Below are 15,344 nucleotides of genomic sequence, written 5' to 3' on the forward strand. Positions count from 1 at the left end.
CAATCTGTGTCAATCTGTGTGAACACTCGCAAGAATAGCGTCAGTAAGGAGGTGATCCAGCCCCAGGTTCCCCTAGGGCTACCTTGTTACGACTTCACCCCAGTCATGAACCACACCGTGGTAAACGCCCTCCCGAAGGTTAAGCTATCTACTTCTGGTGCAGCCCACTCCCATGGTGTGACGGGCGGTGTGTACAAGGCCCGGGAACGTATTCACCGTGGCATTCTGATCCACGATTACTAGCGATTCCGACTTCATGGAGTCGAGTTGCAGACTCCAATCCGGACTACGACAAACTTTAAGGGATTCGCTAAACATCGCTGTCTCGCTGCCCTCTGTATCTGCCATTGTAGCACGTGTGTAGCCCTACTCGTAAGGGCCATGATGACTTGACGTCGTCCCCACCTTCCTCCGGTTTATCACCGGCAGTCTCCCTGGAGTTCCCACCATTAYGTGCTGGCAAACAAGGATAAGGGTTGCGCTCGTTGCGGGACTTAACCCAACATTTCACAACACGAGCTGACGACAGCCATGCAGCACCTGTCTCAGCGCTCCCGAAGGCACGCCTCTATCTCTAAAGGCTTCGCTGGATGTCAAGAGTAGGTAAGGTTCTTCGCGTTGCATCGAATTAAACCACATGCTCCACCGCTTGTGCGGGCCCCCGTCAATTCATTTGAGTTTTAACCTTGCGGCCGTACTCCCCAGGCGGTCTACTTAATGCGTTAGCGCCGAAAGCCAAAGTCTAAAACCTCAACCTCCAAGTAGACAGCGTTTACGGCGTGGACTACCAGGGTATCTAATCCTGTTTGCTACCCACGCTTTCGCATCTGAGCGTCAGTCTTTGTCCAGGGGGCCGCCTTCGCCACTGGTATTCCTTCAGATCTCTACGCATTTCACCGCTACACCTGAAATTCTACCCCCCTCTACAAGACTCTAGCCTGCCAGTTTCAAATGCGGTTCCGAGGTTGAGCCCCGGGCTTTCACATCTGACTTAACAAACCGCCTGCATGCGCTTTACGCCCAGTAATTCCGATTAACGCTCGCACCCTCCGTATTACCGCGGCTGCTGGCACGGAGTTAGCCGGTGCTTCTTCTGCAGCTAACGTCAAGCCGTGCACGTATTAAGTACACGACCTTCCTCACTGCTGAAAGTGCTTTACAACCCGAAGGCCTTCTTCACACACGCGGCATGGCTGCATCAGGGTCTCCCCCATTGTGCAATATTCCCCACTGCTGCCTCCCGTAGGAGTCTGGGCCGTGTCTCAGTCCCAGTGTGGCTGATCATCCTCTCAAACCAGCTAAGGATCGTTGCCTTGGTAAGCCATTACCTTACCAACTAGCTAATCCTAACTGGGCCCATCCCAACGCGATAGCTTACATGTAGAGGCCACCTTTGGTCMYRRCTCTAAYGAAYYAAGACATTATGCGGTATTAGCCGTCGTTTCCAACGGTTATCCCCCTCGTCAGGGCAGGTTCCCAGCCGTTACTCACCCGTCCGCCGCTCGACGTCCAGTAAATCCACCGAAGCTTCAATACTGCCGTTTCCGCTCGACTTGCATGTGTTAGGCCTGCCGCCAGCGTTCAATCTGAGCCATGATCAAACTCTTCAATTAAAGTTTTGGTGTTTGCTTTTCCTTGACTGTGCTCTTGTTGGCATCCACTTTTAAAAAAGTGAAATCAAAACAGCTCAAGGCTGTACCAACATGAATTGGTCACTCAGTTCATCGAATAAATCTTTTTGTCTATTCTCAACGAGTGCCCACACAGATTGCATAGGTCAAATTGTTAAAGAGCGTGTCGATTCGTGGTCGGCATTTCGTGACTTGCGTCTCGTTGCCCCGTCGACAGGAAGCGCAGTATAGAGATCTCAGTTTTTACCGCAACCCCTAAATATAAAAAAAAAGCGCCTTGCTGCTCGTTTGTTCACAAAACAAACAAAAACAGACAAAAGGCCCCTTTTTCCGGTCGTTGAGAGCTTTTCTAGTCGTGGAGAGCGAGAGATGGCTGGTGCTCACGCTCCCTCAATACAAAAAAAACAATTAGTGCAAGTGCGATTGTTGCCTTTCCTCCGCACGCTCTTTCGCTCGACAATAACGCACAGCGCCCCACGCCATGAGCAAAAGCACAAAAGGAATTGCGCCAGCGGTCCATTGCGCCCATGTGTAATAGGCAAGTGTTTCAATAATAATGATGTGGCCAAGGATCAGTAACGCTGCACAAATTATTGCGACCACCATCATGCTCATCTCTTGTTTCATCTTTTCCTCCCAAGCTGGTATTGCACATCCAGTTTAAAGGGAAAAGTGCCGTCGCGGCCTAGTACAAAGTGATCACTATTTAACTGGTACAGGTGACGCGGCGAGTAACGATGAGAGAGCCGTCGCAATCTGATTTAACCCATCACACTCGGCATCATTGTGCTCGAGCTCTCTTGTTACTTTTCCATCAATCGAGAGATTGAGACGAAAGCAATGATTAAACCGTCCATCTGTCGCAAACAATGCACCCGGGGCGATGGTCACACCAAACGGCCTTAACGCCTGAAACAGATCACGCGTATCGATGTTTTTATCCAATGTAACCCACAAAAAATAACCGCCTTTGGGTTCGCTAACCGAGGCACTGGCCGGTAAGATCGCTTTGAGTTGGGTGACGACCTGGTTTTGACGAGTAGACAGCGTTTCACGTAATCGGCGTAAGTGCGCGTCATAGCCGCCTTGTTTTAAGTAATCAGCAATCGCCAGTTGATTGGGCGCCCCTACGGCTAAGCTCGAAACGGACTGACGCTTCTCTATTTGCATCGCATAGCACCCTGCCGCGACCCAGCCCACTCGAAAACCAGGTGCAAGCTGTTTGGAGAAAGAGCCGCAATGTAAGACGCCGCCTTGCGCATCGTAGGCTTTTAAAGGCATGGGCCGTGAAGGGGTGAAATAGAGCTCACCATATACATCATCTTCGATAAGTGGGACTTGATGAGACGCAAGTAGGCTAACCACACGGGGCCGGTCATCATCAGGAATCGATGCCCCGGTAGGATTATGAAAGTTACTCATTAACCAGCATGCCGATACTTGGTGTGAGATTAAGGCGTGCTCAAGCGCATTTATATCAATACCAGAACTTGGATCAACCGATACAGCAACGGGTTCAAGTTGTAGCCTTTCAAGCGTTTGCAGTACCCCATAAAAAGCGGGTGCTTCGATAATGACTTTATCACCAGGTTGAGTGAGTGCGGCTAATGACAAACTTAATGCTTCTATTGCGCCGTTGGTGATAATGATTTCGTCAATGCCAACTTTAATGCCTTGACGCAGATAGCGTTGGGCAATCAACCGACGAAGCCCAGTGTCACCGGGTGGTAAAATAGTAAAGTGGTCTGGATGTGAAGACTGACGAAGCACTCGCGCCATTGCCCGTCCCAAGGCTTGCATGGGGAACAGTTGAGGATCGGGAAATGCCGAACCAAATGGATAGCGCGTTCCTTGGTGACTAGCACTGATCACATCAAAGACATCCTGATGCGTGGAAAGCCATTGAGAATCAGCTTGTGGCCTCGCCAATACATGCTCTGCCAACTGGTTATAATGAGGGCGAACAAAAAAACCGGACCGAGGTCTCGCTTCAACCCAGCCATCAGCTTCCAACTGTTCATAAGCACGCATCACTGTCATTGGACTCACGCGCTGGAGACGGCTCATTTCTCTTACCGATGGGATCCGCTCGCCGACTTGCCAAACGCGCTGCTGGATTTGTGCTTCGATCCAACGAGCAATGTCTTGATAACGCACTTGCACCTTACTACTCCCTCTTTTTGCTTATCGAGGGATCATACCTTGGGCCGTCAGGATTAGCGGGATAGAATGTGGCGGATTGTGACTTGCACATCGCTTATGCGGGCGCATAACGAAAAAAGCCCCAGTCTTTAGACTGGGGCTTTTTTGGGATTTGGTGCCGAGAGAGGGACTTGAACCCTCACACCCGTTAAGGCGGCGGATTTTGAATCCGCTGCGTCTACCAATTCCGCCATCTCGGCAAGTGGGGCCAATTATACGTACCGCCCTTTCGAGTGCAAGCACAAAAAGCAAAAAAGTGTTTGTTCGCATTATTTTTAACCAACTCAGGACACTAAGATACACTTATGCAGAAAAAACCCCCATAGTTGGTCAAAAAACAACAGCCTAGTCTTACTCGCCAAGACAGTGTCTGTGCTAGGCTAGCATCGAATTGAATACTGGGATGTAAACACCAATGCAAACGTCTTCTATCGCTTGCCCAACCGCAGGTTTTTTTCGCCGCTTAGCGGCCTGGGTCTATGATATCCTCGTGGTTGCCGCACTTCTTATGCTTGCGGGGGGCGGCATGATGGCATTGCTCGCGATCGCACAAGCGCTCGGCATGTCTATCGCGCCCTACCAAGATATCAGTGACTTTCTCACCCATCACCCCATTGTTAACCCATTATATACAGCGTATTTAGCCTGTGTCATCGGTGGGTTCTATGGCTATTTTTGGTGTAAGGCAGGACAAACACTCGGGATGCGAGCATGGCGCCTGCGCCTGCAAAATACCGATGGCAGTAATATTCGCCCCACTCAGGCACTGATCCGCATGGCAACGGCCTGCTTTGGCCTTGGCAACCTCATTGTTATCTTCGATATCAATAATCGCGCTTTCCAAGACCATTTTTCTGAGTGCGATATGATTGTGCTGCCAAAACCCACCAAAAAGAAATAACGCCCCATCAATAGGGCGCAAGTGCGCCCTTTCCTATGCGGACTTCAGTTTAAGCCAACGCTAATTTGATTTAAAACAAGAAAAGCCTAATTATCTCACGTTGGAACCCTTGGTGTTTTATCCTGTTTTATTCATCATTAACGCCCACCACTTATGACTAATTAAGCAATCTGCTCACATAAACGCTCTCGAACAAAGAGATAATATCTACCTTACGCTGCAAGTAGATACATTTTAATCAATAAAAACCCACCTTTCCCTTGGCGAAAAAAAGGATAAGTACGCRTAAAAACCAACATAACATTCACTTTAAAATTTTAGATCATCTTTTTTAATAAAAAGCCACATTTCCTTTTGTGAGATATCACCAAGAAGTAAGAAGCCTCTCGCTTTTACAATAAAGACAAAGCAAATGTTTATTGCTCAAAATAATAATGACGTGAAACTTAACGCTTTACCTCAACACGTGTAGTACGCCCCTGTACTGAGAAGAGGTATGAGGAGAAACCATGAGTAACCAGAGTGTTCCTGAGAAAAAAGGTTGGTTTGCCAATCTGAAGTTCCCATCCGCTTATACGATACTGTTTATTCTTATTGCCGTCGTTGCCGCCCTAAGTTGGGTCGTACCCGCAGGGCAATACGACCGCACCATGAACGAAGAGCTTGGTCAAGAAGTCCCTGTATCAGGCACTTATCAGCAAGTTGAGAGTAATCCGCAAGGCATCGTTGATGTCCTTTTAGCCCCCATTGATGGCTTTTATAATCACCAAACTTATGAAGCGGCGGCCATTGATGTCTCCCTGTTTATTCTTATTATTGGCGGCTTTTTAGGGCTGGTGACGAAAACGGGCGCTATTGATGCTGGTATTGAGCGGGTCACCAAACGCTTGGAAGGGCGCGAAGAGTGGATGATCCCTATCTTGATGGGCCTATTTGCCGCAGGGGGCACCATCTACGGGATGGCTGAAGAATCACTCCCCTTCTATACCTTGCTTGTGCCTGTGATGATGGCCGCACGTTTTGATCCTGTCGTTGCCGCTGCCACCGTGCTACTTGGCGCAGGTATTGGCACATTAGGCTCAACCATTAACCCGTTTGCGACTGTGATTGCTGCCAATGCCGCAGGCATTCCTTTTACCGACGGTATTCTGCTGCGCCTCGCCATTTTGGCCATTGGTTGGCTCATTTGTGTCGCCTATGTCATGCGCTATGCTCGAAAAGTACGCGCTGACCAAAGCCAATCCATTGTTTATGACCAATATGAAAGTAATAAAAAGCATTTCCTTGGCGAGCACGATGATAATCAAAGCCTAGACTTCACCGCCACACGTAAGGTCATCCTTACCGTTTTTGCCGGTGCATTCGCGGTCATGATTTATGGCGTCTCCTCGCTCGGATGGTGGATGGCCGAGATCTCAGCCGTGTTCTTAGGGGCCGCCATTATCATTGGTCTTATTGCGCGCATGAGTGAAGAGGAAATCACCACCAGCTTTATAGATGGGGCGAGAGACCTACTTGGTGTAGCGCTGATCATCGGTATTGCGCGTGGTATTGTGGTGATCATGGACAAAGGCATGATCACCGACACCATACTGAATAGCGCGGAAAGCCTAGTATCGGGTTTGTCGTCATTTGTGTTTATCAATGTGATGTATTGGCTTGAAGTGCTTCTGTCTTTCTTGGTGCCCTCGTCATCAGGACTGGCTGTTCTTACCATGCCAATCATGGCGCCCCTCGCTGATTTCGCCAACGTCGGTCGTGAATTAGTCGTCACCGCTTACCAGTCAGCCTCTGGTTTGGTCAACCTAGTGACCCCGACGTCTGGCGTAGTCATGGGCGGCTTAGCCATTGCGCGTGTACCCTATGCGAAATGGATAAAATGGGTTGCTCCCCTGCTTGGCATTTTAACTATCATGATTATGGTTATGCTCAGCGTCGGTGTCATGCTGTAAACACTATCACCGCAACACACGCGCACTTGCGATAAGCAAGTGCGCTTTTTTTTGCCTAAAAACGACCTTGACCTGCTTTATTTTTTGTCGCTTTGTATTTTTCACAATAAAACAACATTTTTTAACAACAAGCAGTATAATAATGATCACCGTCACAATTCAAACCAAAAAATCGCCTGTACTTGTTAAATTAAAAAAAATCAAAAGATAGTCATTCATTAATGACGCATAAGCTTTAATACACGCAAAATAAAATAGGCATAAAACAAACACAAAGTCCGCGCAAACTCTGAAGATAAAAAAATAAAAACGCTAAGCAATCATTAAAAGTGATTAATTATTAAAGACCACGTAAATCATCTGCCATAAATACCATTAACACAGGGTAAAAACCGCTCTCTAGGATGTATTGAGTCAATGTGATCCAACTTCCAGTTCCATTATCACGCCGCGTTAGAATGAATTTGTACCCAATAATAAATCTGCACTTTTTATTTATCCCTTCCGATGAAAAGCCAAGCAGAGATATACGGAGAAAGAAAGATGAACAACTTCTATGTCGGCTCAGAAATTGGTCAATTACGTACAGTGATGTTACACCGTCCTGAGCGTGCTTTGACACACCTCACTCCCTCTAACTGTCACGACCTGCTTTTCGACGATGTACTTTCCGTTGAACGCGCAGGTGAAGAGCATGACAAGTTCGCACAAACGCTTCGAGACCAGGGTGTGGAAGTCTTATTGTTGCAAAACCTGCTGGCTGAAACGCTGGATGTCCCTGAAGCCAAAGCTTGGCTGATGAACCTAAAAATATCTGACTATACCTTTGGTCCGTCGTTTGCGAACGATATCCGCTGCTACTTAAATGATCTTCCTCATCATGAGTTAGCGTCGATGTTCTTAGGCGGGCTCGCCTACTCTGAGCTTCCGCTGGCGACAACATCGATGTTGCAAGCGATGCATTCCCCTTCAGACTTTATTATCGACCCACTGCCTAATCACTTATTTACGCGAGATACCTCGTGCTGGTTATACGGCGGCGTATCGATTAACCCAATGGCTAAACCGGCGCGTAAACGTGAAACCAACCATCTACGCGCCATTTATAGATGGCACCCACGTTTCGCCAATGGCGACTTTATTACCTACTTTGGTGGCGAGAACATTGATTATGATAATGCCACTATAGAAGGTGGCGATGTCACTGTCTTGGGTAAAGGCGTGGTCCTCATTGGGATGTCTGAACGCACCACGCCGCAAGGGGTAGAAAACCTCGCATCCAGTTTGTTCAAACACGGACAAGCCAAGCAAGTGATTGCGATGGAACTCCCTAAACACCGCTCATGCATGCACCTTGATACCGTGATGACCCATATGCGCGAAGATACCTTCTCGGTATACCCAGAAGTGATTCGCAAAGACATCAAATGCTGGAGCCTCACCGGTGATCGCACTGGCAAACTCAATGTTCGCGAAGAGGATTACTTCCTGACCGCGATTGAAAAAGGACTTGATGTCGGCCCACTGAATCTGATTACCACAGGCGGTGACAGCTTTGAAGCCGAGCGTGAGCAATGGAATGATGCCAACAACGTACTCACCGTTCGTCCTGGTGTCGTGGTGGGCTATGAACGGAATACCTATACCAACGAAAAATACGATAAAGCGGGTATCACTGTCTTGTCGATTCCCGGTGACGAATTGGGCCGCGGCCGGGGTGGCGCGCGCTGCATGAGCTGCCCTATCCATCGTGATGGTATTTAAAACGCATTGGGCTGAGCCTGCTTGCGCTCAGCCCCAACGACTGTAGAGAGTATGATTATGAATAAACCCACTGTCGTGGTTGCATTAGGTGGCAACGCCCTCCTGCGTCGAGGCGAGCCTTTAGAAGCCGACATTCAACGTGCCAATATCGCCAAAGCAGCGAAAACCATCGCGGCGATTGGTGAGCAATATAACGTCGTTCTGGTTCATGGCAACGGCCCACAAGTCGGCTTATTGGCACTGCAAGGGTTAGAGTATAAATCTGTGACCCCTTATCCGTTGGATGTGCTCGGCTCTGAAACTCAAGGCATGATTGGCTACATGCTGATGCAAGAGCTACATAACTTAGCACCGGATCAACATGTGTCTTGTATGCTCACGCAAATGACGGTTGATCCCAAGGACCCGGCATTTGCCAATCCGACCAAACCGATTGGCCCCGTGTATGACCAACAAGAAGCGAATCAGCTTGCTGACAAATATGGCTGGGATATCAAACCGGATGGCCAATATTTCCGTCGGGTGGTACCTAGCCCGCAACCCACTGGCATTATTGAGGATGATGCCATTGCCAGCTTGATCAAACAGGGGCATTTAGTGATTTGTACCGGTGGTGGCGGTATCCCAGTCATTAAAGAAGGTGATCAACTCAAAGGCATTGAAGCGGTGATTGATAAAGACATGTCAGCCGCATTCTTAGCCCGCCAAATCAATGCCGACGCTCTGCTGATTTTGACCGATGCCGAGGCGGTGTATCTCGACTATGGTCAACCCAATCAACGGGCCATCGCCGAGACAACACCCGAGGATCTAAGCCAATACACCTTCGATGCAGGCTCAATGGGGCCTAAAATTGATGCCTCGTGCGAATTTGTGCGCCAAGGTGGAAAACTGGTTGGCATCGGCGCTTTAGAAGATGGTTTAGCGATTCTAGCCGGTCAGGCGGGCACGCGTATTCGTCCACATTCAATGAATAAAAACAATATTTCTCACGGCCAACCTGCTCCTGCACAAGCCTGAGACCAATAACGAAGAGGATTTCCCATTATGGCTTTTAACCTACGCAACCGTAACTTTCTGAAACTACTGGACTTCACGCCTCGTGAGATCCAACACTTTATCGACATGGCTATTGAACTCAAAAAAGCCAAATACAATGGTTATGAAACGCCGCGTCTAAAAGGTAAGAACATTGCTCTGATCTTCGAAAAAGCCTCAACACGCACCCGCTGTGCCTTTGAAACCGCTGCGTTCGACCAAGGCGGCCAAGTCAGCTACATCGGCCCAACCGGCTCTCAAATTGGTCATAAAGAGTCGATGAAAGACACCGCTCGCGTACTCGGCCGCATGTATGACGGTATTGAATACCGTGGCTTTGGACAAGACATTGTCGAAGAGCTCGGTGAGTTTGCCGGGGTACCTGTATGGAATGGCCTGACCACCGAGTTTCACCCTACACAAATCTTAGCCGATTTAATGACCATGCTCGAACATGGCCGTGGTAAGCAGCTTCATGAAATGCGCTTTGCTTATCTAGGCGATGCTCGCAACAACATGGGAAACTCCCTGATGGTCGGTGCAGCGAAAATGGGGATGGATATTCGCTTGGTTGCACCAAAAGCATTCTGGCCGGAAGACGCATTGGTGACACAATGCCGTGAAATTGCAGAGCAAACCGGCGCGCGCATTACGCTCACCGAAGACGTACAAGAAGGCGTTAAAGATTGTGATTTCTTGTATACCGACGTCTGGGTTTCCATGGGCGAGTCTAAAGAGGCTTGGGACGAGCGCGTCGCGATGATGAAACCCTATCAAGTCAATATGGATGTAGTGAAAGCAACCGGTAATCCACATGTAAAATTCATGCATTGCTTGCCCGCGTTCCATAATAACGAAACCACCGTCGGCGCCGAAATAGAACAAAAATACGGCCTAAAAGGACTAGAAGTCACCGAAGATGTGTTTGAGTCAGACTGCTCTATCGTTTTTGACGAAGCAGAAAATCGCTTACACACCATCAAAGCGGTGATGGTCGCCACCCTCGGCGATTAATCCCCTAACAGGGCGTCACACGGCGCCCTGCTTCTCCTCTTGATACCACGCAGTGACACGCATCAAGGTTTCCCTTTACGGCAACTGATAGCATATGCGATTGAATCGCTAATCATCAGTTTTATCTACTGATATTAAAGTAAAGTGCCGTTAATTATAAGGGGTTGCCCGTGGTTGATGATGCAATTCTATCGGTAACAGCCGCCACACCAGAGGAAGATATCCTTTCAACGTGCCGGCATCTACTCCAAACCCAAAGCTTTACTACCCAAGATGCTGTGCGTCAGCAACTGGTGGATCTTGGCTATCTTGATGTCAGCCAATCGACTGTCTCTCGGTTATTATCCAAGCTGGGGGTCGCCAAAGTACCCAATGCGCATGGACAAAAAGTCTATACGCTGAGTGGCGAGATGGAGCCTGTGTATGCGATCTCTTCGGTTGGATCACAAATTGACGCGATCACCTGTAGCCACGCCATGGTGGTGGTAAAAACACATCCAGGCGGTGCCCAACTGATTGCACGCTTAATCGATCTTCACCGGCACCCCTTAATTTTAGGCACGGTAGGCGGCAACGACACCATTTTGGTCGCCCCTCGCCGCTTAAGCGATCTCAGTGCCTGCGAGCAAGTGGTCCGTGATCGCCTTGCCCCCGTGTAAACGGCTTTACCTGGCTGGATAACCGTTGCAGACTATAGGTGTTGCGTTTTAACAAAGGAATAGACAATGATCCAAGTACTGCAAACTGAACAGGCGCCAGAAGCGATCGGTCCTTATTCACAAGGGGTTGATCTTGGCAATATGATCCTTACTTCTGGCCAAATCCCGGTTAACCCGGTAACTGGACAGATTTCACCAGAAATTACGGCGCAAGCACGCCAGTCGCTGGATAATGTTAAAGCGGTTGTCGAAGCGGCAGGACTGAAAGTGAACGATATTGCTAAGCTCACTGTGTTTGTGAAAAACATGGAAGACTTTGCCGATATCAACAAAGTGTATGGTGCATTCTTTGACGAGCACGGGGTAGAAAACTATCCAGCACGTTCGTGTGTTGAAGTGGCACGCCTGCCCAAAGATGTTGATATTGAAATTGAAGCTATCGCAGTACGTAGCGCTTAAAGAAAAAAAGCGGCGTCGACGACGCCGCTTAATTGTCACCCAGCCAATCTCGATTTATATCTGCGAGGCGGTTGGCAACTCAACCATCGCATGAATCCGGGTCAGTACCTGCTCAAACCATGCGGTAAATCGCTCAGGGCTCTCTGCGACTGCCTGCCTAACCTCACTTTCCGGCCACCAGCGACAATCTTCTACCTCATCTGGGTTTAAGATCATATCGACGCGATTCACCTCACAGGCAATGACTTGATCCAACTCGTGTTCAATCAACCCGTTGCCCAACTCTGCGCGATATTCAAACCAAGGTCCCATCATAAAGTTGAGCGGACGCGCAATACCTAACTCTTCGTATAGACGCCGCTTTGCCGCTGCGGCAATCGGTTCATCCTGTTTGGGGTGTGAACAACAGGTGTTAGTCCACAACCCGCCACTGTGATATTTATCTGCCGCCCGACGTTGGAGTAGATACTCACGCTCCCCATTGGCGTTGCATCGAAATAACATAACGGAGAAGGCCATATGCAGCCATCCTTGCTGATGCGCCTCCAACTTTTCAGCGATCCCTTGTGGTTCACCATTAGGTGAGACCAACACAACATGGTGGCGCTGGGTTGAAGTCATAGCTGAATCCTCAATTAGCGGTCGCGTTGATTACGTTCCGCAACTTCTGCATCAAGCTGTTCTAACTTGCTTTTCATCACTTGGTGGCAGTGTTTAGCAAGCGCACGAACATTGTCTTTATCGTAGCTCTCAGATGAAATCGGTGCCATCACTTCAACAATCACATGACCATTGTTCCAACGATTGGCTTTTAAATGATGCGTTGAGCTGCATACGATCGGGATCAAAGGCACGTTGGCACCGATAGCGGCGTGAAACGCGCCGGTTTTAAAAGGCAATAACCCACGCCCGCGAGAACGTGTCCCCTCTGGGAATAACCATACGCTCAGTTGCTTGGCACGGATCTTTTCCGTCACCTGCGCAATGGTCCCCATCGCTTTACTGCGGTTCGCTCGATCAATCAATACGTTGCCGGTTAGCCAATAAAGCTGGCCAAAAATCGGTACCCACAAGAGGCTTTTTTTACCAACGGTGACCGCGCCAGGCATTAATGCATTGGATAAGGTCACCATATCCCAGTTACTTTGGTGGTTGGCAATACAAACACTGGCACCGGGCTCGCGCGGGRCGCCTTCGGCAAAACGCAGTTCCAAGCGAATCCCAAATAAACGAGAGAGGCGCCCAAACCATTTACTGATATGATAGCAATTACGGGGGTTACGGGGGCTTAATAAGCAGTAAAGCCCGCCAAAGACAAACAGCAACACAGCGGCAATTAATAATGCCAGCAGTCGCACGACAAAAATCATTTCTCTCTCCAAAGAGCCAGCGTAGAAGGCGAGTCAGTATACGGATTCAGCACAAAAATGCACCCACGCCGCCCTTGATCACAAGGGCGGACGTTGTGTTATTCATCAGTGAGAATGTCTATATCATCGACGCGCTGAAGGCCTCGAGGCAGCATACTCCCTCGACGACCACGCTCGCCACGATAATGAGCCAAATCGTCTGGCTTTAACGTTAATTTCCGTTTACCTGCGTGCAGAGTAATCCCTACATCGGCGGGCACAACGTAGAGCTGACTTAACACTTCTTCACGCGATTTCGCGCGTGCGCCAGGGATATTAATGATTTTATTGCCTTTGCCTTTGCTCAACTGGGGAAGTTCATGCACAGGAAAGACCAGCATTCGCCCTTCATTAGAAATAGCCACAATCAAATCCGTTTCTAGCTGGCTGATTTGACGAGGCGGCATCACCTCAGCATGCGCGGGCACCGTTAGCAAGGCTTTGCCGCTACGGTTTTTTGACAGCATATCGGCTTGTTTACACACAAAGCCATAGCCCGCATCGGAAGCCATCAGCATAAACTGATTTTCATCTGCCATGAGTACATGACGAATCGATGATCCTGGCGTGATATTAATTCGACCCGTAATCGGCTCGCCTTGGCTTCGTGCTGACGGCAAGGTATGCGATTCGATCGCATAACTGCGCCCATCTGATCCCAAGAACACCGCAGGTTGATTACTCTTACCCGGTGCGGCATCGAGGAATTGATCCCCGGCTTTGTAATTTAGGCTGCTGGCATCAACATCATGGCCTTTGGCGTGACGAATCCAACCTTTGTCAGATAACACCACAGTGATGGGCTCACTGGGGACTAAATCACGTTCCGTTAACGCTTTGGCCTCGGCACGCTCGATCAAAGGAGAACGGCGGTCGTCACCATATTTTTCTGCATCCGCTAGGATTTCTTTTTTGATCAAGATGTTTAACCGACGATCTGATCCCAGCAATGTTTCGAGTTTGTCGCGCTCTTTGCTCAGCTCATCTTGCTCACCGCGAATTTTAATCTCTTCTAACTTGGCCAACTGGCGCAACTTGATCTCAAGAATGGCTTCGGCCTGTTTCTCACTCAAACCGAAGCGCTGAATCAACTCCGCCTTTGGCTCATCTTCACTGCGGATGATCTCAATCACCTCGTCAATATTGAGGTAAGCGGCGAGTAAGCCCTCCAAAATATGCAGGCGAGCGAGCACTTTTTCCAAGCGATGCTCAAGGCGACGTCTTACGGTTTGGCGTCGGAAGGTTAACCATTCAGACAAAATGCCGTGTAAGCCTTTGACCTGCGGCCGACCGTCCAGGCCAATCATATTGAGGTTAACGCGATAGCTTTTCTCTAAATCGGTCGAAGCGAATAAGTGATCCATCAGCTGATCACAGTCAACACGATTCGAGCGCGGAACGATGACAATACGCGTTGGATTTTCATGATCCGATTCATCGCGTAAATCATCCACCATCGGCAGCTTTTTCGCCCTCATCTGATTGGCGATTTGCTCTAATAATTTGGCACCAGAGACTTGATGCGGCAACGCTGTGATCACAATTTCATTGCTTTCTTTATGCCACAAAGCACGCATCTTGATGGATCCGCGTCCGCTGGTATAGAGCTTTTTCAAATCTGATTTTGGCGTGATCACTTCAGCTTCGGTCGGATAGTCAGGGCCTTGAACATACTCAAGCACGCCGTCTAAATCCATACTGGGCTTATCAATCATCGCCGCCAGCGCATTGGCGAGTTCCCGGGCATTGTGTGGGGGAATGTCGGTGGCCATACCCACTGCAATCCCAGTAATACCGTTTAATAAAATATGCGGTAAACGTGCCGGTAAGGTCTTCGGCTCTTTCATGGTGCCATCAAAATTGGGGCCCCATTCGACCGTGCCCTGGCCAAGCTCTTGCAGCAACACTTCTGAAAAGCGCGAAAGACGTGATTCGGTATACCGCATCGCAGCAAAGGATTTAGGATCGTCCGGTGCGCCCCAGTTCCCTTGCCCATCAACCAGTGGGTAGCGATAAGAAAACGGCTGCGCCATTAACACCATGGCTTCATAGCAAGCCGCATCCCCGTGGGGGTGGTATTTACCCAACACATCGCCAACGGTACGGGCCGATTTTTTATACTTTGCGGAGGCGGAAAGCCCCAACTCGGACATCGCGTAAATAATCCGGCGCTGCACTGGCTTTAAGCCATCGCCGATAAACGGCAGTGCGCGATCCATGATGACGTACATCGAGTAATTGAGGTAAGCATCCTCAGTGAACTGGCGAAGGGCAAGCTGCTCTACGCCATCATAAGTCACCTCTGTCATGCGAAT

At 49.1% G+C, this 15,344-nt stretch carries 12 protein-coding genes, 1 tRNA gene and 1 rRNA gene; 7 read left to right on the top strand and 7 right to left on the bottom strand.

Translation table 11 applies throughout. The features are described from left to right. Nucleotides 1-44: 44 nt before the first annotated feature. From BZG78_RS04370 to BZG78_RS04385, 4 genes are all read right to left on the bottom strand, one after another. Nucleotides 45-1,613 (bottom strand): 16S ribosomal RNA (locus BZG78_RS04370). Nucleotides 1,614-2,039: 426 nt separating this feature from the next. Further along, complete coding sequence (locus BZG78_RS04375; RefSeq protein WP_021023412.1) at nucleotides 2,040-2,258, bottom strand: hypothetical protein; 219 nt, start codon at nucleotides 2,256-2,258, stop codon at nucleotides 2,040-2,042. Between the two features lie 75 nt (nucleotides 2,259-2,333). Continuing rightward, complete coding sequence (locus tag BZG78_RS04380; protein ID WP_077660480.1) at nucleotides 2,334-3,794, bottom strand: PLP-dependent aminotransferase family protein; 1,461 nt, start codon at nucleotides 3,792-3,794, stop codon at nucleotides 2,334-2,336. A gap of 152 nt (nucleotides 3,795-3,946) precedes the next feature. Beyond that, a tRNA-Leu gene (locus tag BZG78_RS04385) sits at nucleotides 3,947-4,033 on the bottom strand. A 215-nt stretch (nucleotides 4,034-4,248) separates the two neighbouring features. Between BZG78_RS04385 and BZG78_RS04390 the strand changes: the two genes are divergently transcribed. From BZG78_RS04390 to BZG78_RS04420, 7 genes are all read left to right on the top strand, one after another. Then, nucleotides 4,249-4,734, top strand: coding sequence for an RDD family protein (locus BZG78_RS04390; protein WP_077459918.1), 486 nt, complete (start codon nucleotides 4,249-4,251; stop codon nucleotides 4,732-4,734). Nucleotides 4,735-5,243: 509 nt separating this feature from the next. Continuing rightward, nucleotides 5,244-6,686 (top strand): YfcC family protein, encoded by a 1,443-nt coding sequence (locus tag BZG78_RS04395; RefSeq protein WP_077459919.1) that lies wholly within the window; start codon nucleotides 5,244-5,246, stop codon nucleotides 6,684-6,686. A 543-nt stretch (nucleotides 6,687-7,229) separates the two neighbouring features. Then, nucleotides 7,230-8,450, top strand: a complete 1,221-nt coding sequence (arcA, locus tag BZG78_RS04400) for an arginine deiminase (protein ID WP_077660481.1) — start codon at nucleotides 7,230-7,232, stop codon at nucleotides 8,448-8,450. Between the two features lie 57 nt (nucleotides 8,451-8,507). Further along, nucleotides 8,508-9,470 carry a carbamate kinase gene (arcC, locus tag BZG78_RS04405; protein WP_077660482.1) on the top strand — a complete coding sequence of 321 codons (963 nt, stop codon included), beginning with the start codon at nucleotides 8,508-8,510 and terminating at the stop codon, nucleotides 9,468-9,470. 27 nt (nucleotides 9,471-9,497) lie between these two features. Beyond that, the gene (argF, locus tag BZG78_RS04410; protein WP_077459922.1) at nucleotides 9,498-10,502 is read left to right on the top strand and encodes an ornithine carbamoyltransferase; all 1,005 of its coding nucleotides are present in this window, start codon (nucleotides 9,498-9,500) and stop codon (nucleotides 10,500-10,502) included. A 170-nt stretch (nucleotides 10,503-10,672) separates the two neighbouring features. After that, a complete protein-coding gene (locus tag BZG78_RS04415; protein WP_077459923.1) occupies nucleotides 10,673-11,161 on the top strand; it encodes an arginine repressor in 489 nt (162 codons plus the stop codon). 66 nt (nucleotides 11,162-11,227) lie between these two features. Then, nucleotides 11,228-11,620 carry a RidA family protein gene (locus tag BZG78_RS04420; protein ID WP_077459924.1) on the top strand — a complete coding sequence of 131 codons (393 nt, stop codon included), beginning with the start codon at nucleotides 11,228-11,230 and terminating at the stop codon, nucleotides 11,618-11,620. 54 nt (nucleotides 11,621-11,674) lie between these two features. Here the strand turns inward: BZG78_RS04420 and idi are convergent, their stop codons facing one another. The 3 genes from idi to parC all read right to left on the bottom strand — a co-directional run bounded on the left by idi (nucleotide 11,675) and on the right by parC (nucleotide 15,338). Next, nucleotides 11,675-12,241 (bottom strand): isopentenyl-diphosphate Delta-isomerase, encoded by a 567-nt coding sequence (gene idi, locus BZG78_RS04425; protein WP_021023403.1) that lies wholly within the window; start codon nucleotides 12,239-12,241, stop codon nucleotides 11,675-11,677. Between the two features lie 14 nt (nucleotides 12,242-12,255). After that, complete coding sequence (locus tag BZG78_RS04430; RefSeq protein ID WP_077660483.1) at nucleotides 12,256-12,990, bottom strand: 1-acylglycerol-3-phosphate O-acyltransferase; 735 nt, start codon at nucleotides 12,988-12,990, stop codon at nucleotides 12,256-12,258. A 98-nt stretch (nucleotides 12,991-13,088) separates the two neighbouring features. After that, nucleotides 13,089-15,338 (bottom strand): DNA topoisomerase IV subunit A, encoded by a 2,250-nt coding sequence (gene parC, locus BZG78_RS04435; protein ID WP_077660484.1) that lies wholly within the window; start codon nucleotides 15,336-15,338, stop codon nucleotides 13,089-13,091. Nucleotides 15,339-15,344: the final 6 nt, after the last annotated feature.

The organism is Salinivibrio sp. MA351 (genome assembly GCF_001996065.1).
Lineage (GTDB): Bacteria > Pseudomonadota > Gammaproteobacteria > Enterobacterales > Vibrionaceae > Salinivibrio > Salinivibrio costicola.

What these genes read in the sequence shown, in the direction of transcription:
- BZG78_RS04375 (WP_021023412.1), bottom strand. Translation starts at nt 2,258, where the DNA reads ATGAAACAAGAGATGAGCATGATGGTGGTCGCAATAATTTGTGCAGCG.
- BZG78_RS04390 (WP_077459918.1), top strand. Translation starts at nt 4,249, where the DNA reads ATGCAAACGTCTTCTATCGCTTGCCCAACCGCAGGTTTTTTTCGCCGC.
- BZG78_RS04395 (WP_077459919.1), top strand. Translation starts at nt 5,244, where the DNA reads ATGAGTAACCAGAGTGTTCCTGAGAAAAAAGGTTGGTTTGCCAATCTG.
- arcA (WP_077660481.1), top strand. Translation starts at nt 7,230, where the DNA reads ATGAACAACTTCTATGTCGGCTCAGAAATTGGTCAATTACGTACAGTG.
- arcC (WP_077660482.1), top strand. Translation starts at nt 8,508, where the DNA reads ATGAATAAACCCACTGTCGTGGTTGCATTAGGTGGCAACGCCCTCCTG.
- argF (WP_077459922.1), top strand. Translation starts at nt 9,498, where the DNA reads ATGGCTTTTAACCTACGCAACCGTAACTTTCTGAAACTACTGGACTTC.
- BZG78_RS04420 (WP_077459924.1), top strand. Translation starts at nt 11,228, where the DNA reads ATGATCCAAGTACTGCAAACTGAACAGGCGCCAGAAGCGATCGGTCCT.
- idi (WP_021023403.1), bottom strand. Translation starts at nt 12,241, where the DNA reads ATGACTTCAACCCAGCGCCACCATGTTGTGTTGGTCTCACCTAATGGT.
- parC (WP_077660484.1), bottom strand. Translation starts at nt 15,338, where the DNA reads ATGACAGAGGTGACTTATGATGGCGTAGAGCAGCTTGCCCTTCGCCAG.